Source organism: Hanstruepera neustonica, assembly GCF_002895005.1.
GTDB classification, from domain to species: Bacteria; Bacteroidota; Bacteroidia; order Flavobacteriales; family Flavobacteriaceae; genus Hanstruepera; species Hanstruepera neustonica.
This window is the reverse complement of sequence record NZ_POWF01000001.1, coordinates 390394-413664: the sequence shown is the minus strand read 5'-3', so window position 1 is coordinate 413664 and position 23271 is coordinate 390394. Positions and strand designations below refer to the sequence as shown.

Annotated in this window: 22 protein-coding genes and 1 pseudogene; 5 read left to right on the top strand and 18 right to left on the bottom strand. The window is 35.6% G+C overall.

What is annotated here, in order from left to right; translation table 11 throughout:
• Window position 1: 1 nt before the first annotated feature.
• Together pheS and C1T31_RS01890 are read right to left on the bottom strand one after the other, a co-directional pair.
• Complete coding sequence (gene pheS, locus C1T31_RS01895) at window positions 2-1021, bottom strand: phenylalanine--tRNA ligase subunit alpha (protein ID WP_103050759.1); 1020 nt, start codon at window positions 1019-1021, stop codon at window positions 2-4.
• A 34-nt stretch (window positions 1022-1055) separates the two neighbouring features.
• Window positions 1056-1412: a hypothetical protein gene (locus tag C1T31_RS01890; RefSeq protein WP_103050758.1), complete on the bottom strand. Its 357-nt coding sequence runs from the start codon at window positions 1410-1412 to the stop codon at window positions 1056-1058.
• A 74-nt stretch (window positions 1413-1486) separates the two neighbouring features.
• On the opposite strand from C1T31_RS01890, the gene C1T31_RS01885 reads away from it, so the two are divergent.
• Window positions 1487-2014: a CvpA family protein gene (locus C1T31_RS01885; protein ID WP_103050757.1), complete on the top strand. Its 528-nt coding sequence runs from the start codon at window positions 1487-1489 to the stop codon at window positions 2012-2014.
• A gap of 20 nt (window positions 2015-2034) precedes the next feature.
• Here C1T31_RS01885 and C1T31_RS01880 read toward each other — a convergent pair whose 3' ends face one another.
• From C1T31_RS01880 to C1T31_RS01820, 13 genes are all read right to left on the bottom strand, one after another.
• Window positions 2035-2661 carry a carbonic anhydrase gene (locus tag C1T31_RS01880; protein WP_103050756.1) on the bottom strand — a complete coding sequence of 209 codons (627 nt, stop codon included), beginning with the start codon at window positions 2659-2661 and terminating at the stop codon, window positions 2035-2037.
• Between the two features lie 179 nt (window positions 2662-2840).
• Entirely contained in the window at window positions 2841-3470 is a 630-nt protein-coding gene (locus C1T31_RS01875) for a carbonic anhydrase family protein (protein WP_103050755.1), read from the bottom strand.
• Window positions 3471-3556: 86 nt separating this feature from the next.
• Window positions 3557-5140 (bottom strand): SulP family inorganic anion transporter, encoded by a 1584-nt coding sequence (locus C1T31_RS01870; protein ID WP_103050754.1) that lies wholly within the window; start codon window positions 5138-5140, stop codon window positions 3557-3559.
• 82 nt (window positions 5141-5222) lie between these two features.
• On the bottom strand, window positions 5223-5510 hold the full coding sequence (locus C1T31_RS01865; RefSeq protein WP_243398876.1) for a hypothetical protein: 288 nt from the start codon (window positions 5508-5510) through the stop codon (window positions 5223-5225).
• Between the two features lie 45 nt (window positions 5511-5555).
• Window positions 5556-6317 (bottom strand): tetratricopeptide repeat protein, encoded by a 762-nt coding sequence (locus tag C1T31_RS01860; protein ID WP_317047280.1) that lies wholly within the window; start codon window positions 6315-6317, stop codon window positions 5556-5558.
• A 3-nt stretch (window positions 6318-6320) separates the two neighbouring features.
• On the bottom strand, window positions 6321-8090 hold the full coding sequence (locus C1T31_RS01855; RefSeq protein WP_103050752.1) for a BatD family protein: 1770 nt from the start codon (window positions 8088-8090) through the stop codon (window positions 6321-6323).
• A gap of 47 nt (window positions 8091-8137) precedes the next feature.
• Window positions 8138-8983, bottom strand: coding sequence for an aerotolerance regulator BatC (locus tag C1T31_RS01850; protein WP_103050751.1), 846 nt, complete (start codon window positions 8981-8983; stop codon window positions 8138-8140).
• Between the two features lie 64 nt (window positions 8984-9047).
• Window positions 9048-10085 carry a vWA domain-containing protein gene (locus C1T31_RS01845; RefSeq protein WP_103050750.1) on the bottom strand — a complete coding sequence of 346 codons (1038 nt, stop codon included), beginning with the start codon at window positions 10083-10085 and terminating at the stop codon, window positions 9048-9050.
• 3 nt (window positions 10086-10088) lie between these two features.
• Complete coding sequence (locus tag C1T31_RS01840; protein ID WP_394338497.1) at window positions 10089-11096, bottom strand: vWA domain-containing protein; 1008 nt, start codon at window positions 11094-11096, stop codon at window positions 10089-10091.
• Window positions 11093-12748, bottom strand: a complete 1656-nt coding sequence (locus tag C1T31_RS01835; RefSeq protein WP_103051291.1) for a BatD family protein — start codon at window positions 12746-12748, stop codon at window positions 11093-11095. Before C1T31_RS01835 ends, C1T31_RS01840 begins: the two co-directional genes overlap by 4 nt.
• 9 nt (window positions 12749-12757) lie before the next feature.
• Window positions 12758-13624 carry a DUF58 domain-containing protein gene (locus C1T31_RS01830; protein WP_103050749.1) on the bottom strand — a complete coding sequence of 289 codons (867 nt, stop codon included), beginning with the start codon at window positions 13622-13624 and terminating at the stop codon, window positions 12758-12760.
• Window positions 13625-13698: 74 nt separating this feature from the next.
• A complete protein-coding gene (locus C1T31_RS01825) occupies window positions 13699-14700 on the bottom strand; it encodes an AAA family ATPase (protein WP_103051290.1) in 1002 nt (333 codons plus the stop codon).
• Window positions 14701-14850: 150 nt separating this feature from the next.
• Window positions 14851-15657: a DUF4382 domain-containing protein gene (locus C1T31_RS01820; RefSeq protein WP_103050748.1), complete on the bottom strand. Its 807-nt coding sequence runs from the start codon at window positions 15655-15657 to the stop codon at window positions 14851-14853.
• Between the two features lie 244 nt (window positions 15658-15901).
• Between C1T31_RS01820 and C1T31_RS01815 the strand changes: the two genes are divergently transcribed.
• From C1T31_RS01815 to C1T31_RS01805, 3 genes are read left to right on the top strand one after another with little or no spacing between them, the layout of a single operon-like run.
• A complete protein-coding gene (locus C1T31_RS01815; protein ID WP_103050747.1) occupies window positions 15902-16765 on the top strand; it encodes an aldo/keto reductase in 864 nt (287 codons plus the stop codon).
• A 12-nt stretch (window positions 16766-16777) separates the two neighbouring features.
• Entirely contained in the window at window positions 16778-17533 is a 756-nt protein-coding gene (locus C1T31_RS01810) for an SDR family NAD(P)-dependent oxidoreductase (RefSeq protein WP_103050746.1), read from the top strand.
• A gap of 35 nt (window positions 17534-17568) precedes the next feature.
• Window positions 17569-18702: an ATP-binding protein gene (locus C1T31_RS01805; RefSeq protein ID WP_103050745.1), complete on the top strand. Its 1134-nt coding sequence runs from the start codon at window positions 17569-17571 to the stop codon at window positions 18700-18702.
• A gap of 254 nt (window positions 18703-18956) precedes the next feature.
• Here C1T31_RS01805 and C1T31_RS01800 read toward each other — a convergent pair whose 3' ends face one another.
• The 3 genes from C1T31_RS01800 to amaB form a co-directional block, all read right to left on the bottom strand.
• Complete coding sequence (locus C1T31_RS01800) at window positions 18957-19433, bottom strand: hypothetical protein (RefSeq protein ID WP_103050744.1); 477 nt, start codon at window positions 19431-19433, stop codon at window positions 18957-18959.
• A gap of 15 nt (window positions 19434-19448) precedes the next feature.
• Window positions 19449-20375, bottom strand: coding sequence for an OmpA family protein (locus C1T31_RS01795; protein ID WP_103050743.1), 927 nt, complete (start codon window positions 20373-20375; stop codon window positions 19449-19451).
• Window positions 20376-20519: 144 nt separating this feature from the next.
• Entirely contained in the window at window positions 20520-22073 is a 1554-nt protein-coding gene (amaB, locus tag C1T31_RS01790) for an L-piperidine-6-carboxylate dehydrogenase (RefSeq protein WP_103050742.1), read from the bottom strand.
• A 123-nt stretch (window positions 22074-22196) separates the two neighbouring features.
• Between amaB and C1T31_RS01785 the strand changes: the two are divergent.
• A pseudogene (locus tag C1T31_RS01785) lies at window positions 22197-23271 on the top strand (isoaspartyl peptidase/L-asparaginase family protein).

Genomic DNA, 23271 nt, shown 5'->3' with positions numbered 1-23271 from the left:
TTTATAGTGCCGACTTAAATTGCTCTAAAAAACGCACATCATTCTCACTCAACAAACGAATATCACCTATTTGATGCAATAACATGGCAATACGATCAATACCCATACCAAAGGCAAAACCAGAATAGGTTTTAGAATCAATACCGCAGTTTTCCAAAACATTGGGATCAACCATACCACAACCCATAATTTCTAACCAACCTGTTCCTTTTGTAATACGATAATCGGTTTCTGTTTCCAATCCCCAATACACATCTACTTCTGCACTAGGTTCTGTAAATGGAAAATACGACGGACGTAAACGTATTTTGCTCTTCCCAAACATTTCAGTGGTGAAGTATTGCAGCGTTTGCTTTAAATCGGCAAAGCTCACATCTTTATCAATATATAATCCTTCTACTTGGTGGAAAAAGCAATGGGAACGTGCTGAAATAGCTTCATTTCTGTATACGCGACCAGGGGAAATGGTACGAATAGGTGGTTTGTTGTTTTCCATATAACGTACCTGAACTGAACTCGTGTGCGTACGCAATAATATATCTGGGTTGGTTTGAATAAAAAACGTGTCCTGCATATCACGCGCTGGATGGTATTCGGGCAAATTCAACGCTGTAAAATTGTGCCAGTCGTCTTCAATTTCTGGACCTTCACTCACATTAAATCCTATTCGCGAAAAGATATCAATAATTTGATTTTTAACAATTGAAATAGGGTGTCTGGCGCCAATCTCAATTGGCTCTCCAGGACGTGATAAGTCACCATAAATACCTTTAACTTCTTCCATGCTCTCTAGTTCTTCCTTTAAGGTATTTACCTTGTCTTCAGCTGTTTTCTTTAGAGTATTAATCACTTGACCAAATTCTTTCTTCTGGTCGTTAGCAACGTTTTTAAATTCTTTAAAATAGTCGTTTAATAGCCCCTTTTTTCCTAAATACTTGATTCGGAAAGCTTCAACTTCTTCTTTTGTCTGCGCACTAAACGCTTCGGCTTCAGCAATTAATTCTTTTAACTTATCTATCATGATATCCTAATAACGCCTGCAAATTTAGTAAATCTTATTCTATATACTCTGATGTCAAGAAATAGTTTACAATAGCTTCTTTCATCAAGATGCTTTGTTCGCCCGCCTTTAGATTGGGCAACTGCGCTTTTACTTTGTAATGAGGCCATTTATCATCGTCATAATAATCAAATTCATAGTACCCATAAGGCTCTAAAAGGCGACAAATGGCTATGTGCATCAAATCCAGTTTATGATCTTTCTTGAATTTTCTATTGAACTGACCTAATTCCTGCACACCAATAAGATAGATGATAGCATCCAAATCCAAAGTCTCTCCATCAGCAAATTGATTGGACAGTTTTTCCACTACCAATTCCCATCGTTGTTTTAATTCGAGGTCTCTTGACATAATAATTTTAAAAAAACAAAGTTACAAAAGAAGTAATATAGCATTACTTTATATTTGTTGAAATTCTATAAGTTATGGCTATTGTAGATATTGTTTTAATTGTTTTACTCGGTTTTGGACTGGTAAGAGGGCTTTTAAGGGGTCTTTTTGTTGAAATTGCATCTTTGGCTGCCTTAATTGCTGGTGTTTATGGAGCCATTCACTTTAGTTATTACCTAGCCAATATTTTAATGGACCATGTAGCATGGGATGAAAAAACCATCAACATCACGGCATTTGCCATAACATTTATTGTCATTGTTTTGGTTGTGGCTTTAGCAGGCAAAGCCTTGACTAAATTGGCTGATTTCGCAGCTTTAGGCTTTTTGAACAAATTATTAGGAGGTGTTTTTGGTTTACTTAAAATTGGACTGATCTTGAGTGTTTTGCTTATTATTTTTGAAAAAATGAACAGTACGATCACATTTGTTGATGAAGAACACACCAAAGATTCCGTACTCTATGAGCCTGTAAAGTCATTAGCGCCTTTATTATTTCCAACATTGATTAAGGCTGAATTGACTGAAGAAAACACAGAAAATTCTTCAGAAGTAAGTCATTAGTATATTTTTACTGCTGATTTTTAATCTAGATGATAGATTTCCATGATATCTTTAAGATAGCCTTCAAAATCTATTTTTAGGTCTATCAATTTTCCTGTGTGTACATCAAACACCCAGCCATGTACTTTTAAACCTCTATCTCTATAGGCTTTTTGAACGGCAGCTGTTTTTATTAGATTGACACATTGTTCTTTAACGTTGAGTTCTACCAATCTATCATAGCGCTTGTCCTCATCCTCAATGGCATTTAGCTCTTTCCTATGGATTCTGTAAACATCGCGAATGTTACGCAACCAAGGATTAAGAATTCCCAAATCGGCCGATTGCATGGCTGCTTTGACGCCTCCACAGGCATAGTGACCACAGACAACCACATGATTTACCTTTAAATGGTCAACAGCATAATTGACTACAGACATCACATTCAAGTCAATGCTAATAACCATATTGGCGATATTACGGTGTACAAATACTTCTCCAGGCTCTGCACCCATAAGTTCTTCAGCCGTAACCCGACTATCTGAACAACCAATGTATAACAAGTCTGGGCTCTGCCCTTTACCCAAATCATCAAAATAAGTACTATTGACATCCAGTTTTTCCTGGATCCATTTTTTGTTGTTATCAAAAACCTTGTTTAAATCCACTTGAGATATTATTAGAGTTCATTTTTTGTTTTCACCTATTCTATTAGATTTTGAGCTACTTCAGTAAATCTACAAAAAGAAACTTAATGTTGTTCATTCTCAATTTAACATAAAAAAAGCAGTGTTACCAACAAGGCTAACACTGCTTAAAACTTTTCTTTTCAATAACTAATTTATTACTATTCGTAAAAGGTTACTTCACCTGTATTAATATCATACATAGCACCAATAATCATGATCTCTCCATTATTTTGCATTTCGGCTAAAACATCACTCTCTTTTAAAATTCTATCGATGGTTAATTGAACATTTTTAGCTGAAACGTTATCAACAAATTCCAAGTTTTTAGAGTTTCTTAAAGTAGCATCCTGTGGTTCTGTAACGGCGTTTACTGCTGGTTTAATTTTACTCAACATTGTTGTTAAGTTTCCTAATTTGGCATCGTCGCAAGCACCTTTGACTGCACCGCAACTGGTATGTCCTAATACAACTATTAACTTGGTACCTGCCAATTTGCAGGCAAACTCCATACTTCCCAGTATGTCTTCATTAACAAAATTCCCGGCAATACGAACACTGAAAATATCACCCAAACCTTGATCAAAAACAAGTTCTGCTGATACTCTAGAGTCAATACAACTCAAAATCGTAGCGAATGGAAATTGGCCATCGCTGGTATCATTGACTTGTTCCAATAAATTCCTATTGGCTTTTAGGTTCTGCTGAAACCTTAAATTTCCTTCCTTTAAAAATTGTAAGGACTTTTTAGGTGTCATGGTTGCTTGAGTTTCTCTTGTATGCGCTTTCATAATTGTGTTTTTAAATTTCTGTGTTTACTTCATTTTGGAAATTAGATTCTCCAAGAATTTTATTAATATTTATTTTACTGTTAACTCTATTTTGCAATTTTAGGCTCCAACTTGAAGAACTCTATAAAACTTTCAGGATTTTCTATGACACCGCGTTCTGAAACCAATTTTATATTGATATTACGTTCTTTTGCTTTAAACGCAAAATCATCCAAAATCTCAATAATGTCATTGTCTAAATATCTGGTGTTTCTCACATCCAATTCCAAATTGGTATCCACTGGTAAGCTATTTAATTCATTAAGAATGGCTCCTTTATTGAAGAATGTTACCTCTTCCGCAAGTGTCATTTTTATTTTATGCTTACCATTACTTTTATCTTCAATGTGTAAAAAGTGAGAATTTTGATAACTCTTTAAAAGTATGACGACGATACCAACAGCTAATCCCAGACTAATACCTATCAATAGATCAGTGAATACAATACCTACAACCGTTACGATGAAAGGAACAAATTGCTTCCACCCCAATTTGTACATTTGTTTGAATAATTGTGGCTTGGCTAATTTATAACCCACGACCAATAAAATGGCGGCCAGAACCGATAGCGGTATCATGTTTAATAATGTCGGAATTAAAATAACCGAAATTAACAACAGAAAGCCATGAACAATGGCGGATAATTTAGTGCGCCCACCTGATTGAATATTAGCAGAACTTCTTACAATAACTTGAGTAATTGGTAATCCACCTATTAATCCCGATAGAATATTCCCTGTTCCTTGGGCTAAAAGTTCTCTGTTTGTTGGAGTTACATTTTTATGCGGATCCAACTTATCAGTAGCCTCAACGCACAATAAGGTCTCTAAACTAGCTACTAAAGCAATTGTAAAAGCAACAATCCAAACATCTGGGCTCGTAATCACGCTAAAGTTAGGAAAGCTAAACTGCGCTAAAAATGATGAAGCATCTTCAGGCACGGGAACACTCACCAAGTGCGATTGGGATATTGATAATGTTTCATGAGATTTGGTCAATATGTAGAAAATAATTCCTAGTACCACAGCGACTAATGGGCCTTGAATTATTTTAAAAAATTTAGATTTTTTAGCTAATATATTATCCCAAAACAGCATGATTCCCAATCCAACAATACCAATAACCATAGACCCTAAAATGAGATTATCGAAAATATGCAATATGGCTGAAAACGTATTTTCTCCTGAAGTTTCAATGAAACTGTCAGCACCTTCGGGTTCAGCATCATAACCAAAGAAATGTGGAATTTGTTTAAGTATAATGATGATGCCTATTCCAGTAAGCATGCCTTTAATTACAGATGACGGAAAATAATATCCAATGATACCAGCTTTTAGCACTCCTAACAACAATTGAATGACACCTCCTAAAACAACAGCAACTAAAAAGTTTTGATAGCCTCCTAATGTGCCTATGGCGGTTAATACGATTGCAGCCAATCCTGCCGCTGGCCCACTAACTCCTATATTAGAGCCACTTAAACCACCAACAACAATTCCACCAATAATACCGGCAATTAATCCTGAAAACAATGGCGCTCCACTGGCAAGAGCAATACCTAAACACAATGGTAAGGCAACAAAAAACACGACAATACTCGCTGGTATGTCACTTTTAATATACTTAAACATATTATAAAAAGTTAAAGTCAACCTAATTGGTCAACAAAGTTAAATAGTAAATTATGGGGAAAACCCAAATTTGAATCTAGAATTATAATATGTGTGCCTCTGGAGGCGGAGAAATCAAATTGAGATGTGGTTTAGGATAGTTTTTAAAATAATATCCTGAGTTTTCTTCAGAGTCAAGACTCACCAGACTTTCTAAACCTTTGAAGCTATTGTCTGGAAAAGGAAGTTTTATGTTTTCGTTTTCTTCTTCGGTAATACTGTAGAAAATTGAAACGTCAACCGTATTATCCACTGCAATAATAATCGTTGGCGCTGTGATAAATGCCACGAATAAAATGGATAGTATGGTTGATATAGTTTTTTTCCTCATTTAAACAAAGATACTATTTAAAAATTTAGATTTGTTAAATAAACTTTAAAACCTATTTAACAACTTGATATCTTGTGATGGAATCCACCCCGTTTTACCATCAGAAAGCTTGATCTTTTTCCAACTATCAACAGTATCCAAAACCTGAACTTTGGTGCCTTCATGTAATCTAAACGCTTCTTCAGATCGCAGATTTGGTTCATTTTTAACTCTACTCTCTTGCGCAAATACAATAGCTGGGTTATTACTTTTATCCAAGTTATACTTGTTGAATGCTGAAGTTAAAGCGGCAAAAGCTAAAAACAAACAGACCAAACTGAAAGTGAAAGACATTCTTTTGCTTTGAGAATTTTTTGACATCAAATAGTTAATAAATAACAAAACAAAATTTATAACAAGTATTACAGATATATAAGCCCACATATCAAAACTCAAGCCATTGGATACCTTGTTTATGACTTTGGAAATGCCTACTTCAGGAACAACATCAATATCATCCAAGGTCATGTTTTCAGCAAAATTGAGATTGTTTTGAATCTCTTTATCTGTTGGGCTTAACAACAATGCTTTTTCGTAGTAATAAATACTGGGAGCAATATGATTCAGTTTATAATGTGCATTGCCTAAATTAAAATATAATTCAGCCGAATGCACGTCACTATCTAATATAGCTTCATACTTTTCAATAGCCTCTTGATACTTCCCATCATTATAAAGTTCATTACCTTCCTCAAACAAGGCCATATTTTGGGCAAAACCACTTACGCCAATTATTAAAAACGTTAAAATCAAAAACTTCTTCATCATTCTTTATTTAACTTCTTTATCTATAATTGTAATCGTTTTTGCTGCCAAATCATAATCCTTTTGCATTTCAACATGATTAATTGGTGTGTACCTTGCTAATTCGCAGCTTTCCAAAAGAGCATTAAAATGAGATACCGTTTCGGAATCAACTCCTTTTGAAATCAACAAATCAGAAATTCTCTCCTTTGTGAAATCACTGGTTTCTATATGTAACTTGGCTTTAAGATAATTGTGTAGTGCTTTTTCTAAAGCTATGTAAAAAGATTCTTTAATACCCAATTCTCTTTTGGCCTCACCCAAGTACTTTTTAGCCAACTTATCAGCTTTTCTAATTCTATTGCCAAAGACATCTGCTTGTCTTTTTTCCTGTTGTTTTTTGAAAACAATAACCAATGGAATTGCTAAAAATGGCAAAACCATGGCCGACCAGAATGCCATAGATTTAAAAAAGTGCTTTGGTTTTGTGGAAACAAAGTCTGTATTGGTCTTTACAAAAGCAAACTGATTATTACTCAATACAACCCGTTGTTTGTTACCATTAGCTGAAGTAATGTCCTCTCCAACATTACTAGTTGGACCTTCTAAAACATCAACGACTATTTCATTGGAATTAACGGTCTTGTATGATTCTGTTTTTAAATCGAAATATGAAAACGAAATACTGGGAATAGGATATTTACCTTTATATTGGGGTACAACCGTATAGCTGTCTGAAATGCTACCCTGCATACCGTCCAAATTGGTTCGAACATTTTCAGAGTGTTCAGGTTCATAAACTTCTAATGAACTTGGCAGGTTTAATTTTGGTAATTCAAATAATTTTAAATTTCCTTTACCAGATACCTCAACTTTTGCTTGAAGCGATTCCGATGCGTTTAACTCATATTTTGAAGTGGTCACCTTAAAATAAAAATCGCCAACCGCACCTGTAAAATCGGCTGGTTTTCCTTTTTCTGGCAGAGGCTTCACGTTGATCGTTCTATTGCCTGCTGATACCGTTTTATGAACTTGATTCATTAATCTGGCTCCAAAAATATCGCGTCTGTTAGTGGGTACATCAACCGTTATGTCCAAGCTTAATGGTTCTATTTCTAACTTACCCGTTTTTTGAGGGTATAGTACTGTTTTTCTTAAAACCACATACCGGTAATCTTCTCCTCTATAAGTGCCATTTTGAACCTTTAGTCCTTTAATATCAATATTCTGACTCCAAAAATCGCTGTACTTGGGATTGTCTATTTCGCGCCAATTACTGACTCCTGTGTTGGGCGATACATAAAGTTTATAAACAACTGTAATCGCTTCGTTTAAGTACGGATTTGTTTTGGAAACTTCGGCAACTAGGTGAATATTCTCCGAGGCGATATAGTCGGCATTGTTACCATCTTTTGGTTTGTCAACGGCCGCTGTAACTGTTATTTGAATTGGTGTAGTTTTATATACCTCACCTTCTATCTCTATAGTAGCTTGTGTAATGGTAAAAGTCCCTTGTCGTTTGGGTGCCAAAAAATAACTGTATGTTTTTGAGTAGGAACGCTTTCCGTTTATCCAGGAATTACTGACTGATTGGTTAGGACCTCCAACTACCATGAAATTTGCAAAGTCTGGAGGATTGAAGTTGTCTCCATCCTTGTTCATTTCAAAATCAACACGAAGTCGTTCGTTGATACCCAATTTCTTTTTGCTGACTTTTGCTTCAAAAGTAACTTGAGCGCTAGTAACAGATGTTACAAGCAACAACATGAGTACGAGAAAATGTTTTATTGGTTTCATAATTCTAATTCAAAATGAGTTTCTGATGATTTTGAAAATTCAAGGTATTACCAATCTTTTTCCGATCTGACTTTAACTCCTTTTGTTTTTTCTGCATTTATCTTTTCTTGAACTTTTTCTTCTTGGTTATTCATGGCCTCCAATAAATTTTTTATTTGTTGAGGAGACAATTGTCCTGGTTTTGGTTGAGGCTTTTGTTGTTCTTTGTCCTGGTTTTCTTGATTGCCATCTTTTTCCTGTTCATCTTTTGGATCGCCTTTTTCATCTTTCTGATCGTCACCTTCTTTCTGATCCTGATCCCCTTGATCTTTTTGATCTTCCTTGTTTTCGTCTTCGTTTTCCTTTTGATCCTCCTGTTTGTCGTCTTGATCTTTGTTCTCGTCGTTTTGGTCGTTCTGATCTTTATTTTCGTCTTGTTGATCTTGCTGTTCTTGTTGCTCTTCTGCACATTGCTTTGCTAACGCATAGTTATAGCGCGTTTCTTCATCGGCTGGATTGTTTCGAAGGGCATTTTTGAATGCTTCAGTTGCTTCTTTACACTTCTTGTTTTGCATCAACACATTACCAATATTATGATAGGCTTTATGCTTTTCCTCTTTTGAAACGGCCGTTTTAGCAGCTTGTTGTAATCGGTAAAGTGCTTCATCAAAGCTTCCTTTTTCATAATAAGCATTCGCCAAATTATAATTTCCAACCGCTAAACTAGGCTCTTTTGAAATAGCTTTTCTGTATTCCATTTCGGCATTTATATAGTCTTCATTGAGTGCTAGTTCATTGCCTTCATAAACTAAATCTTTGGCTTGCTCAAGTGTTTTAACTGCCTTCTTGTTCTCTTCTTGGGAAAACCCAAAGAATGTTGAAATCAATAATATGTAAAATATAATATGCCTCATACAATAGACTAAATTATAAAACAACTGGTTTTTAGTGAGTTAAAAAATTTATAAAATTCCATTATCACAGATTTTCATTAAATAAGTTCAATTTCTTTAACCATGCTGTTTTTCGTTCCAATAGGAAAATATCCATAAACAACAAGAATATTGCCAATCCTAAAAACCATTGAAATTGATCCTTAAAATCTGCAAATTGCTTGGCCTCAAACTCCTTTTTGTCCATACTGTTCAAAATATCCCTGATGGATTCCACGACTTCATTTGTATTTCGGCCATTTATGTAAACGCCATTGGCTTCTTCGGCGATGTCCATCAAGGTTTTTTCATTCAACTTGGTGATGACGGTTTCGCCATTTTGATCTTTCTTGTAGTTTAATACTACACCATTTCTTTTGATAGGTATGGGACCTCCTTTTTCATCTCCAACACCAATAGTGAATATTCTAATACCTTCTTCACTGGCTTCTTCCGCTATGTTTGCAGATACATCACTGTGGTCTTCACCATCTGAAATGATGATCAACACACGATTGGTCTGTTCTTCATCATCATAATACGTTTTTGCTAATTCAATAGCCTCGTTTATGGCTGTTCCTTGAGAAGATAACATATCGGTATTCATGCTTTGTAAGAACATTTTAGCCGAAGCATAATCTGTTGTAATAGGTAACTGCGGAAATGCCTTGCCAGCATAGGCAATGATTCCAACACGGTCACTCGCTAGATTATTAATGATTTGGGTAACCAGTTGTTTAGATTTTTCCAATCGGTTGGGCGCAATATCTTCAGCTAACATACTTTTGGAAACATCAACCGCAAAAACAATATCAACCCCTTCTCTTTTAACTGTTTCTAACTTGGTTCCTATTTTCGGATTTACCAACGCCAATGCCATGGCTCCAATAGCTAAACTCACAACAACAAGCTTCAATACGGTTTTAAAAACAGATTGATTTGGGCTTAATCTTTTTAAAAGGGATTTGTCAGCAAATTTGTTTTGCACACGTTTTTTCCAAATATGGAGTATCGTATAAAACAGCCATATTACAGGTATCGCTGCTAAAATCCAAAACCATATTTTTTCTTCTAATTGATACATCCTTTATACAAAACTTCTGAAAATAGTCACTCGTAACAATAATTCAAGAGCCAACAACAGCCCAGCTAAAATGACAAGTGGTCTGAATTTTTCCTCGTAATTATAAAACTTGAATTCCTCAATTTCAGTTTTCTCTAATTTGTTGATTTCATCATAAATTTCAGCCAGTTTTTTATTATCTGTCGCTCTAAAATACTTGCCTCCTGTTGCAGTTGCTATTTCTTTTAATAACTCTTCGTCAATTTCAACCTGAACACGTCCATACTGAAACTGTCCATTAGGTTTAATCCCTATGGGAGACAAGGCCATACCATTTGTTCCCAAGCCAATAGTATAGGTTTTTATACCATATTCAACGGCTAATTCGCTTGCAATTTTAGGGTCTATGAATCCTGTATTATTGACACCATCTGTCAAAAGGATAATTACTTTACTTTTAGCCTTACTGTCTTTCAAACGATTAACAGATGTCGCCAATCCCATGCCAATAGCCGTTCCGCCTTCAATAATGGTATTGTACTTTATATCGTCCAATGATCGCAGGACAATGGCTTTGTCACTTGTAATAGGTGTTTTGGTATAACTTTCTCCAGCATATTCCACAAGACCAATTCTGTCATTAGGCCTTCCTTTAATAAATTCTGAAGCAACCTCTTTTAAGGCTTCCAGCCTATTGGGTTTTAAATCCCTTGCCAACATACTGGCAGAAACGTCAATGGCCATCACAATATCGATACCTCTAGTGGTTTTGGTTTTGGTGCTCACATCAACCGTTCTTGGTCTTGCCAAAGCTGTAATTAAGGCAGCCAAGGCTAATAAACGCATTAGAAACAAAACGTGTCTGAACTTTGGTAAAATAGAAGGTGTGGCCTTAAACCCTTTAAGACTTGATATTTTTAATTCAGCCGTTTGCTTTTGAAACTTGAAAATATACCAAAGGATTGCTACTGGCAGTATTAATAGCAACCAAAAGAACTCTTTATTCAAAAACTCAATTCCTTCAAATATCATTCTGCTGCTGGTTTAAGTTCAACTGAATTTAAAATTCTTGCTACAATTTCTTCGGCATATTCATCGCCACTATGATAGGTAATAGCGATTTGCTGAATGATGTTCTCGGCTGTAAAATGTAATAGGACATATTCCCCATCAACAAACTTATCTGAATTTGGATAAGGAAAACTAGCCGAACCAAAAGTTTTTAAACCCTCGGCACTGTTTGGTGTTACGAACTTATCGGTTTTCACAAAAATGTTTTCAATACCACTTTTTTCTAACTCTTCAATGGCCTTTTCTGAAACCTGAGCCAAATCAATAGGTTCATCAGCTTTGTGATCTTTTATGATCGCTGTTGTTAAGCTGATGCTTAAGTCATCTAAAACGTCACCATATTTAAACTCTGTAAAATTAACTGGCCCAGCAACAATATTGAGACTATCAACTTCAATTCGTTTTAAAACTTGAGGTGTTGAAATGGTAATTGGCGGAACTCCATAAGCACTATTGACCCATTCACCTTCCAACAATTCCAAACTGTCGTTACTTAATAGTTTGTCTGTAACATATTTAAAACCATACTTGATACCAAATCCAACAAAAGTTGCCGCCAAAAGTCCAATAATTATAAGGATGGTAATAACCATCTTTCGTCGCTTTCTCTTTCGTTCTTGAGCTTCTTTATACTGTTGATTCAGTAATTTTTCTTCCTCACTAGGCTCCGGCAACACCTCTTTTACATGATCAATCTCTACATCAATAGTATTTCTGTCTAACTTGGCCAATTCCTTGTCTGGAACTGATTTTGCAAACTTTACCAAATCTGCACGTTTAAAAATACTCTCCAAATTTTTGATGGTTTCTTGGCTCAAATCTATTTGATTACCATCTTTCAAAAGCTTTAGTCTAGAAATTAATTCATCGGTTGTGCTTTCTAACGCATGGTCATAAACTTTTTCGTCCAAATATTTTCTGATGGCCAATGTCAATTCAGAATAATAGGCTTTGAATTCATCTTGTTCCAGATAATTGCTTTCATCTAACTGTTTTAAGGCTAGCTTGGCTCTATCGTAAGGTGGCAATAAGGCAATTTTTTCTTCTTCGGTTAATGGTTTTTTACGCCAAACAAACCAATAAATCAAAAAGGCTATTATCCCAATGGCAATTAAAACAATTAATAGATTTCGAAACCAATTGCTTTTACCTTTTTCAACCTGAATAATGGGTTTGATGCCGTATAATCCTTGTTTGGTAGTATCAACAATAATATTGTTGACTGTAACTCTTAACGAGTCTGTAAAAAACGTTTTGTCTCCAATGACTATTTTTTGTCTTGGAATGGTGTAGGCCCCTGAATCGAATTGCGTCAATCCGTATTTTTTGATTAAATTGATTTTAGCGTCAAGTTTGGTTGTATCAATGTCGTAAGAATCGATAACTTCTAGAGGCATGAAGGTCTGTCCTTCGGGAAATACAACTAGATTAGTAGAATCACTATCTACCTCAATTTTATAGGTTATTTGTTCGCCAATTTTGATGTTGGTTGTATCGATAGATGACTTGACTTGACTAAAGGAAACAACAGAAAACAGAAAACAGCAAAGAGTACAGACAACACGTCTTAATTGTTTCCTTTTTAAAATTGTATTTTTCAATTCGTAACTCATCATCTACTCTTATCCGCGTCTTTTGAAATAACCCAATAATTTTTTTACATAGCTTTCATCTACTCGGCAATCAATAGTTCCGGCACCTGATTTTGAAAAGCTATCTTTAAAATAGTCCACTTTCTCACTGTAGTATCTGCCATAATTCATGCGAACTTTTTTTGAAGCCGTATTGACCAACATATACTCACCAGTTTCTTCGTCTTGCATTTGAACCATGCCTAAATTTGGAATAGACTCTTCATGCTTATCATAAACTCGTATTCCAGTAACATCATGGCGTCCAGATGCTATTTTCAAGGTGTGCTGATAATCATCCGCTATAAAATCGGATAGCACAAAAACAATAGCCTTCTTTTTCATAACGTTTGATAGAAACTTTAACGCTTCGGCAATGTTAGTTTGCTTGCTTTTAGGCTCAAACTCTATAAGTTCTCGAATAATTCGTAACACATGAGAGCGTCCCTTTTTGGGAGGAATATAAAGTTCTATCTCATCAGAAAACAAGATTAATCCAATCTTGTCATTGTTTTGTGTTGCTGAAAAAGCTAACGTAGCTGCAATTTCGGTAACTACCTCATTTTTGAATTGTGAAGCTGTCCCAAAAAATTCAGAACCCGAAACATCAACCATCAGCATCATGGTGAGTTCGCGCTCTTCCTCAAAAACTTTTATGTGTGGCTCATTGGTTCTGGCTGTAACATTCCAATCTATATTTCGAACATCATCACCATATTGATACTGTCGAACTTCAGAAAAAGTCATACCACGCCCTTTAAAGGTGGAGTGGTACTCTCCTCCAAAAATATGATCAGACAAACGACGTGTCTTGATCTCTATTTTCCGTACTTTCTTTAGTAGCTCTTTAGTATCCATCTTTCAATTTACGATTATAGATTTTTGATCTACGATTTCTTAAATCAGTATTCGCCTTTCTTAAACCTTAAATCTTATGGTACTTCAATCTCGTTTACAATCTTATTGATGATATCTTCAGATGTGACATTTTCAGCTTCAGCTTCGTAGGTAATTCCAATTCTGTGCCTCAACACATCGTGTACTACGGCGCGGACATCTTCGGGAATCACATAGCCTCTGCGCTTAATAAATGCATAACATTTAGCAGCATTTGCCAAGTTTATGCTACCACGAGGCGACGCCCCAAATGATATTAATGGTTTTAAATCTGAAAGCTTATATTTTTCAGGGTATCTAGTTGCAAAAACGATATCGAGAATATATTTTTCAATCTTTTCGTCCATATAGACTTCACGTACTGCTTTTTGAGCATTCAAGATTTGTGTAATAGAAACAACCGGGTTTACTTTTTCAAAAGCCCCTTTTAGATTGGCTCTGATAATTAATTGCTCTTCATCCTGCTTTGGATAATCGATAACCGTTTTTAACATAAATCGGTCAACTTGTGCTTCAGGTAACGGGTAAGTTCCCTCTTGCTCAACAGGGTTTTGGGTAGCCATAACTAAAAATGGTTTGTCTAAAACAAAAGTCTCATCACCAATGGTCACCTGTTTTTCTTGCATGGCTTCCAACAAAGCAGATTGTACTTTAGCTGGTGCTCTATTGATCTCATCTGCCAGTACAAAATTGGCAAATATAGGTCCTTTCTTAATTGTGAAATCGTTCTGCTTAATATTATAAATTAAGGTTCCCACAACATCGGCAGGAAGCAAATCTGGTGTGAACTGAATTCTGCTGAATGAACCGTCAACTGCTTGCGATAGCGTGTTGATAGCTAACGTTTTAGCTAGTCCAGGAACACCTTCCAATAAAATATGCCCTTGCCCCAATAGGCCAATAAGCAGGCGTTCCACCATGTGCTTTTGACCAACAATGACCTTGTTCATTTCCAACGTTAGTAAATCAACAAAAGCACTTTCTTTCTCTATTTTCTCATTAATTGCCTTAATATCAATTGTACTCGTTTCTTCCATCATGTTTTTAAGTTTTATAATGCTATTCTGATAAGGGTTTATTTTAGCACGGCTAAATTGTTAAAATTTTTGCTTCCATGCTGTTAACAATTGGTTAAAAAAACAAGAGCAGCACTGAATAGTGCTGCTCTTAAGTCAAAAAATTGATTTTTACTCTAATGGAATAATTCCTAATTCTGTGGTTGCTCCAACGGCAACTTCTACATTATCTAAAACCTGGATTGGTAATCCTGATAAAGGATCTGGAGTTATCGTTACTGTGTAAGCCCCTTGAGGCAAACCCACCAAGACAAAATTCCCATCAACGTCGGCATAGGCTGAAACGGTATCCATACCATTTGTTGCAGTAATTTCTGTTTGAACTTCAATAGGTGTTATGCTTCCGCTTATTGCCCCAGTATTGGCTTCAACACTAGCTCTTATAACGGGTCGTAAATTAATATTACCCGAATTGCCTGCCTCTACAATAGATTCATCAACATCAAAATCCAACAAGAATGTGTAAGCTATATTTGGTGCCAATGTTTCATTGACTTGAATTTTTAATCCTGATTGTTGGGCACTTGGCGTATTTAGAGGAAAGGTTTCACCATCAATAACAACCGAATTGTCATCACCCAATACCAAACGTATTTGGTTTAATGTCCCGGATGGTACAACAAAATCATCAACTAACAAAACATTGATGCCTCCTGTCAATTCCAACAAATCATATACTCCGGTGTTTATCGCTTCCAAACTTGTCCAGTTATCATCTTCACTAGCATCATTAACTTTGACCATTACATCAACAACTTCAACAAAAACGTGTTCGTAATCACCTGGTCTATCCATCATTTTAACCGAAATAGTTGATGTTCCTTGATTAGAGGATGTGTCTTCATCACTACTACAATTAAATAATGTTATTGCAAAAATTGAAAGTATTGCTAACTTAAACTGTTTTAACGTAATCATATATATTAAATATTTTGGTTCAATATTATTTACGGCTTCAAGGTCTTATTCAGATGTTGCTCATATTTTTATCACATACCTTCTAACCTAAAACATACAGCGTATACAATATAACAACCTGAAAAACCGATATTTAAATCACGCTGGTAAAGAATACTAATTTTTTGTTAAATACTAATTATTTAAGAATGCATTCTATTTTTCAAGTTGTTATAAGTACATTTATGGTGAATTTTAACCTATTATGCCTTACTCTAAAATCATTGCAGGAACTATGACTTGGGGAAGTTGGGGAAAACAACTTACCAAAAACACCATGGTGGAATTAATGCATCATTGTATAGAACAGCAAATTACCACATTTGATCATGCTGATATTTATGGTGCTTACACCACTGAAGCAGACTTTGGTCAGGCTTTTAAAGACTCTGGAATTCGGAGAGAACACATTCAGTTAATTTCTAAATGTGGTATTCAATACTTGAGCAATAACAGAAAAAACACTGTTAAACATTACGATTACAGCAAAGATTATATAATCTGGTCTGTTGACACTTCCTTACAAAACTTAAAAACGGACTACCTCGACTTGTTATTACTTCATAGACCTAGCCCACTAATGGATCCGGAAGAAATAGCAGAAGCTGTTTCTATATTAAAATCATCGGGGAAGATTCGTGATTTTGGTGTTTCCAATTTTACATCAAGTCAAATGGAACTCGTTTCTAAACATCATAAAATAGACGTTAATCAAATTGAATTCTCCCTGACATCGCATCAAGGAATGCATGATGGCACTTTGGATTATATGATGGTTAACAATATCAAGCCTATGGCTTGGTCTCCTTTGGGTTCTGTTTTTAAAAATAATGATGAACAAGTTGATAGGATACAACAAGAACTAAATAGATTATGTGAAAAATATGGGGCAACTAAAGATCAACTCTTGCTTAATTGGATTTTAAGACATCCATCAAATATTTCTCCAGTCATTGGTACGACCAATAAAGAGCGTATTGCTAATGCTGGTAAAGCGGGAAATATTGATTTGGAATTAGAAGATTGGTTTAAACTATTGGTGGCTTCACAAGGGCATAAAGTCCCCTAAAATTAAAAACAAATGACTAACAAAACAGCTTTGATAACAGGCGCAACAAGTGGTATTGGACGCGCCACTACTTATAAATTCGCCGAACAAGGTATAAATCTGGTGCTCTGCGGAAGACGCCAAGACCGATTGGATGACATTGCAAAAACCTTACAAGAAAAAGTAGCCGTTTACACTCTAAATTTTGATGTTAGAGATAGAGAGGCTACCATAAAGGCCATTAATTCAATTCCCGAAACTTTTAAGAATATTGATATTTTGATAAACAATGCAGGTAATGCACATGGTCTGGATCCCATTCAAGATGGTGATATATCCGACTGGGATGCCATGATGGACATTAATGTAAAAGGTTTGTTATACGTCAGTAAAGCCATAATGCCTCAAATGATTGAAAGACAAACTGGGCATATTATCAATATTGGTTCATCGGCTGGAAAAGAAGTCTATCCAAAAGGGAATGTGTATTGCGCTAGTAAACATGCTGTTTTGGCTATAACCGAAGGTATGCGAATAGATTTGAACCCTTATGGTATCAAAGTGTCTGCTATCAATCCAGGGTTGGTTGAAACGGAGTTTTCTAAAGTTCGTTTTAAGGGAGATGCTAAAGCAGATGACGTCTATAAAGGCTACAAAGCATTGCAGCCTGAAGACGTAGCAGATGTTATTTATTTCGCCGTTTCTAGACCTGCACACGTAAATATTGCCGATGTTTTAATGTTTTGCACCGCACAAGCGAGCAGTACTATTGTTAAAAAAGAAATGTGATTTTTGAAAACACCTCTATTTAGTAAGAATTTGCCATGATCAATAAACGCTTACTTATTAAAAACTTATTAGCTCACAACGATGAGAATAGTTTTTATGACAAAAAGCGTAAAATTGATATCGGTTTTAAGGAAGGCAAAGCCAAATTTTTAAAACATATTTGTGCCCTTTCCAATAGCAACCCAAAAAACAATTCCTACATTGTTATTGGTGTAGAAGATGAGGACAATAAAATTATAGGAGTTGATTTTTTTGATGACAGTAAAATTCAAAACCTCATCAATGCTTATTTAACCAATCCTCCTATAGTCCAATATGAAAATATTTCTTTCCCACATTTACCAGATAACAAGGTTGTAGGATTGGTAACTATTAGACCAAACGATAAAATTACTTCGTTGCGTAAAAATATTTGGAAATACTATGGCGGATCCGTGTTTTTCAGGGATGGCAGTATAAGTATGCCTAAAGTCTTTGACATAGAGATCAAGGATGTTAATTCCAAAATTGTTGCTGCCATTGAAACTCATGCACAAAATAATATTGAGCATACTCTTGATGGTGTTTTCGATTTTATGCAAACCCGAAAAGATTATGAGCCACACTATAAAGTCTTTAAAGAGTTTTTTGTGATGTGTTGGGCTGGTCAGAAAAAACAAGTAAAAAACGAAACCTTTTATTCCCGTGTGGATATTGAACTTATTAATGAACAAGTAAGGCTGTTTTACTCGGCTCTTGATGAGGTGTCCATTTATTATGACGATAATACTTTTAAAATCGTTGAATATGTTAAACTTGGCCTACAGGATTCATTCAAATATTATCCTTTAGAAGAAACCATTATCAGTTTTTTTGAAAATGTCAATTACAGTATAGACACCACATTGATATTCGAGCCACCACAATTTGATAGAAAAATATTGCATCATATTTTTAATGCCAATAACGCCATTCTGGAAAAATTAAATAAAGGGCTCTCACTAACAAAACGGGAAATAAACGATTTGAATAATCTTCCTGCTACTTACCTTATTTGTTATTTAAATGGTTTTGATATAGCTATCGAGAAATTAACAGAAATTAAGCCTCTATTAAAAGCATATAATTCCGATGTTTATCAACTATACAAACAAACTATCAGAATTTTGAGAAAAGTTAAATATAGCTAATGATGTAAGTCACACAAAAAACAGTACCAACTATGTGGTTTTTCATACCAATTATGTAATATTCAAATTCTTCGGCAGTATTTTATTTACCTTTGTATTGCTATTAATCAATATCCAAATCAGCCTTGACCATGACGGTAGATTCTACTTCATTCAAGGCTTTTTTATTTGTCAATTCCTACAAGAACGTATTATTAAAAACAACAAACCCATTACATTTGGGTAATGGGTTTTTAAATCACTGTTGAGGTCAATTATCTACCACCATCAAGTTCTTCCTGCCAATCAAATAGTTTTTTCCAATGACCTTCATAAGCCATTTTAGCCTGCTCTGGCCAAGTGCCCGGATTATGGATCTTAAAACGTTCGCCTCCAAAATCCAATACGCTTTGACATTTTTCAACACTACATTCAGATAGGGCTTTCCAGGTCACAATGTTTTTATCGTGAAATAATTCGGCTATTTTGGGTCCAATACCTTCAATAATCGTTAAATCATTTTCTTTTACTTTTTTACCAAATATGGCTGCCGCTTCAGCAGCATTAAATGGAATTATTTCTTTAGAAGCCTGACAAGCTTTCAAATCGGCCTCAAGCCTAGCTACTTTATTTTTCCAAACATCGACATCAACTTGACTATTTGCTTCCTTTTTGAGAAGTTTACCTAATAAATACCCTAGTAGCGCGCATATGGCACCAACTGCTAATGGAATAAAAATACACCAATTCATAATTTCTTTTTTTTGTTAGTTAATTGTTACTACAACGCGTCTGTTTTTTTGTCGTCCTTCATCAGTGGCGTTAGTTGTGATAGGCTCTTCTTGACCTTTAGAGAGGGTTTCAATTTGACTTTCAGAAATAGCATTGCCCATTAAATAGCGTTTTACAAAGTCGGCTCGTTTTTGACCGAGTTTCATATTACTAAATGCATCACCCGTATTATCGGTATGACCTATAACATGTATCTGTGCTTCGTGAATTTTATCAATGTACCTTGAAATATTAGCTACTTTTTCTCGTTGCTCTGCTGTTAAGTTTAAGGTTGACGCACCAGTTTCAAAATAAAGTACCAATGGATTCTCCTTTATGCTTTCTCCTAAAGATTGAATGGCTTCCATCCGTGATGTATCAACAGCATCATGGGTAGACATTGAAAATCCAATAGGCCCATAATAAATGTATTCATTATCAGGAATCATATCGTCATTAAGCTCGCCATAGGTGTCAATATTTTTAGACGATACTCCAGTTGAAACGAAATAGTTCTTTACGGCATTTGCTCGAGCTAAACCTAAATTTGGGAACGCCGAGTTATTCGTTTCACTTGACTTATAATACCCTGTAATATGAAGGATTTTTAACGAATCCTGAAGCATATAATTCTTAACTTCAACTACCGCATTATTGACCGAATTGGAAAGTGGTTCTAGAATAGTAAAATACGATTCCTTAAAATTAAAATGTTCGTTTCGTTCAACATCAAGGCTTCCTTGTTGATCCTTAACTATAAAGGCCATTTTAGTTGAGTTGTCAACTGGTTCTGCCATGATTTTTTCTGTTTCATCTGTATTGGCATTTGCCATACATTCTTTACAACAGAAATAATAATAGAGAATTGAGCCTAAAATGATAGTGAACAAAATACCCAGAAGATATTGTGTTTTGTTGCTCATTAGATGGTTGTTTTAAGTTAGTGACAATTAAGATATTAAAAAAAAACATGCCAAACTAAAAGAAATGGAAAAATTGAATGGTAAGCTCAATAAAAAAGCCGCATTAAAATTAATACGGCTTTTTATAATCATCGAAAAATATGTTTACAAGTCAAATTTAATACCTTGAGCCAGAGGCAATTCGGTTGTATAATTAATGGTGTTTGTTTGACGACGCATGTAAATTTTCCAAGCATCTGATCCAGACTCACGACCACCGCCAGTTTCTTTTTCACCTCCAAAGGCTCCTCCAATTTCAGCTCCTGATGTCCCAATATTGACATTTGCAATACCACAGTCACTACCTGCATGACTTAAAAAACGCTCGGCTTCACGTAAATTATTCGTCATAATAGCTGATGATAAGCCTTGAGCCACATTATTCTGAATATCAATAGCATTTTCAACGTCACCTGAATATTTCAATAAGTATAAAACTGGTGCAAATGTTTCGTGCTGTACAATATTGAAATGAGGTTCTGCTTCGGCAATGGCAGGCTTAACATAACATCCACTTTCGTAGCCTTCTCCTGAAAGCACACCACCTTCAACAACAATATTTCCGCCTTCTTCAACAACTTGCGTCAGAGCGTTTTGGTACATGCCCACGGCATCGGTATCAATTAATGGCCCTACATGATTGCTTTCGTCCAATGGATTTCCTATGCGTAATTGCCCGTATGCATCCACAATAGCGTCTTTGACTTTATCGTATATAGAATCATGAATAATTAAACGTCTCGTTGAAGTACAGCGTTGGCCACAAGTTCCCACGGCTCCAAAAACAGCTCCAATAACGGTCATTTTAATATCCGCATCAGGTGTCACGATAATAGCATTATTTCCACCTAACTCCAATAAACTTTTACCTAAACGTCCTGCAACTTCTTGTGCCACAATTTTGCCCATTCTAGTTGACCCAGTTGCTGATACTAAAGGTACTCGAGTGTCTTTAGTCATCAATTCACCCACTCTATAATCACCATTAATCAAGCAGGAAATACCCTCTGGTAAATTGTTATTCTTGAAAACTTCAGCAGCAATATTTTGACAAGCGACACCGCAAAGTGGTGCTTTTTCACTTGGTTTCCAAATACATACATCCCCACAAATCCAAGCTAATGCCGTATTCCAAGACCAAACAGCTACTGGAAAATTAAATGCTGAAATGATTCCAACAACTCCAAGTGGATGATACTGCTCATACATTCTGTGCCCTGGTCTTTCAGAATGCATGGTCAAACCATGTAATTGACGGGATAACCCAACTGCAAAATCACAGATATCAATCATTTCCTGTACTTCACCTAACCCTTCTTGGTAACTCTTACCCATTTCATAGGATACGAGTTTACCTAAAGCCTCTTTTTTCTCGCGTAATTTATCTCCAAACTGGCGTATAATCTCCCCACGTTGTGGCGCAGGCATAAGCCTCCAAGTTTTAAATGCTGAAGTTGCTGCTTGCATGGCTTTTTCATAATCCTCTTTAGTGGTTGATTTAACTTTAGCTATAAGTTTTCCATCCACAGGAGAAAAACTCTCAATTATATCACCATTAGAAAAATTATTTGACCCTGTCGATGTTCCTTCATTAATTTCATTTACACCCAACTGTTCAAGTGCCTTTTGTATTCCAAAATCGGTAGCAACTGCTTCCATATACGTTTATTTTTTAAGAATTATTAAATTTTTATGCGAAGATACTAATAATTTGTTGTTTTTGCCTCTGACCCTAATCTTAAAACTAGTAACTTTAATGCACTCATTTAATTAATCTTTTTCATGAAAAATGTCATCTTTTTAATATCTCTATGCTTCATCTTTCTTAACTGTAAAAATGAAGAAGAATTAAAAGCCATATCCCAAAAAAACAATCCCAAAACAGATACATTACAACTTCGTAAAGCTGAATTTTCAATAGCCATTCATGGAGGGGCTGGTACGATTCTGAAGGAAAACATGACATCAGAAATGGAATCAGCTTATCAGGCAAAACTAGAAGAGGCCATTCGTGTTGGGTATGATGTCCTGAAAAATGGAGGCAGCAGTCTGGATGCTGTTGAAAAAACAATTAATGTATTAGAAGACTCTCCTCTTTTCAATGCAGGAAAAGGTGCTGTATTTACCAATGCTGAAACCAATGAATTGGATGCTTCCATTATGGAAGGTAAAACCCTGAATGCTGGTGCTTCTGCAGGAACAAAAACGGTTAAGAACCCTATCAATTTGGCTCGTGCCGTCATGGAAAATTCACCACATGTGATGCTTACCGGAAAAGGCGCTGAAACATTTGCTCAAGAACAGGGTTTGGAAATAAGTTGACTCGAGTTACTTCTTCACAGAGAATCGATTTCAATCGCTTCTACGCGTGAAAAAACATGAGGCCCAAAACCAGTTAAATGATAAAACTGCCTTTTATGATGCTACCATCAATGATTCAAAATTTGGGACTGTTGGCTGTGTTGCTATTGACAAAAATGGTAATCTAGCCGCAGGTACATCTACTGGAGGCATGACCAACAAACGTTGGGGGCGTGTTGGGGATGCACCCATTATTGGCGCAGGAACTTATGCAAACAATAATTCCTGTGCTGTGTCTAGTACAGGCTGGGGCGAATTTTTTATTCGCGCTATGGTGGCCCACGATATTTCAGCCTTAATGGAATACAAAGGATTAAGTTTAAAAGATGCCGCGAAAGAGGTCATTCATAAAAAAGTGCCTGAACTCGGTGGTGATGGTGGTATCATTGCCGTTGATAAATATGGAAATATAGTTATGGAATTCAATACAGCAGGCATGTATAGGGCTAGTATGAATGATAAAGGTGAACTTTACGTTGGTATCTTTAAGGACTAA

What these genes read in the sequence shown, in the direction of transcription:
- C1T31_RS01855 (WP_103050752.1), bottom strand. Translation starts at nt 8,090, where the DNA reads ATGAAACCAATAAAACATTTTCTCGTACTCATGTTGTTGCTTGTAACA.
- C1T31_RS01845 (WP_103050750.1), bottom strand. Translation starts at nt 10,085, where the DNA reads ATGTATCAATTAGAAGAAAAAATATGGTTTTGGATTTTAGCAGCGATA.
- amaB (WP_103050742.1), bottom strand. Translation starts at nt 22,073, where the DNA reads ATGGAAGCAGTTGCTACCGATTTTGGAATACAAAAGGCACTTGAACAG.
- C1T31_RS01890 (WP_103050758.1), bottom strand. Translation starts at nt 1,412, where the DNA reads ATGTCAAGAGACCTCGAATTAAAACAACGATGGGAATTGGTAGTGGAA.
- C1T31_RS01830 (WP_103050749.1), bottom strand. Translation starts at nt 13,624, where the DNA reads ATGGATACTAAAGAGCTACTAAAGAAAGTACGGAAAATAGAGATCAAG.
- C1T31_RS01860 (WP_317047280.1), bottom strand. Translation starts at nt 6,317, where the DNA reads ATGATGAAGAAGTTTTTGATTTTAACGTTTTTAATAATTGGCGTAAGT.
- C1T31_RS01885 (WP_103050757.1), top strand. Translation starts at nt 1,487, where the DNA reads ATGGCTATTGTAGATATTGTTTTAATTGTTTTACTCGGTTTTGGACTG.
- C1T31_RS01825 (WP_103051290.1), bottom strand. Translation starts at nt 14,700, where the DNA reads ATGGAAGAAACGAGTACAATTGATATTAAGGCAATTAATGAGAAAATA.
- C1T31_RS01870 (WP_103050754.1), bottom strand. Translation starts at nt 5,140, where the DNA reads ATGTTTAAGTATATTAAAAGTGACATACCAGCGAGTATTGTCGTGTTT.
- C1T31_RS01805 (WP_103050745.1), top strand. Translation starts at nt 17,569, where the DNA reads ATGATCAATAAACGCTTACTTATTAAAAACTTATTAGCTCACAACGAT.
- C1T31_RS01865 (WP_243398876.1), bottom strand. Translation starts at nt 5,510, where the DNA reads ATGAGGAAAAAAACTATATCAACCATACTATCCATTTTATTCGTGGCA.
- C1T31_RS01820 (WP_103050748.1), bottom strand. Translation starts at nt 15,657, where the DNA reads ATGATTACGTTAAAACAGTTTAAGTTAGCAATACTTTCAATTTTTGCA.
- pheS (WP_103050759.1), bottom strand. Translation starts at nt 1,021, where the DNA reads ATGATAGATAAGTTAAAAGAATTAATTGCTGAAGCCGAAGCGTTTAGT.
- C1T31_RS01850 (WP_103050751.1), bottom strand. Translation starts at nt 8,983, where the DNA reads ATGAGGCATATTATATTTTACATATTATTGATTTCAACATTCTTTGGG.
- C1T31_RS01795 (WP_103050743.1), bottom strand. Translation starts at nt 20,375, where the DNA reads ATGAGCAACAAAACACAATATCTTCTGGGTATTTTGTTCACTATCATT.
- C1T31_RS01835 (WP_103051291.1), bottom strand. Translation starts at nt 12,748, where the DNA reads ATGAGTTACGAATTGAAAAATACAATTTTAAAAAGGAAACAATTAAGA.
- C1T31_RS01800 (WP_103050744.1), bottom strand. Translation starts at nt 19,433, where the DNA reads ATGAATTGGTGTATTTTTATTCCATTAGCAGTTGGTGCCATATGCGCG.
- C1T31_RS01815 (WP_103050747.1), top strand. Translation starts at nt 15,902, where the DNA reads ATGCCTTACTCTAAAATCATTGCAGGAACTATGACTTGGGGAAGTTGG.
- C1T31_RS01875 (WP_103050755.1), bottom strand. Translation starts at nt 3,470, where the DNA reads ATGAAAGCGCATACAAGAGAAACTCAAGCAACCATGACACCTAAAAAG.
- C1T31_RS01810 (WP_103050746.1), top strand. Translation starts at nt 16,778, where the DNA reads ATGACTAACAAAACAGCTTTGATAACAGGCGCAACAAGTGGTATTGGA.
- C1T31_RS01840 (WP_394338497.1), bottom strand. Translation starts at nt 11,096, where the DNA reads ATGATATTTGAAGGAATTGAGTTTTTGAATAAAGAGTTCTTTTGGTTG.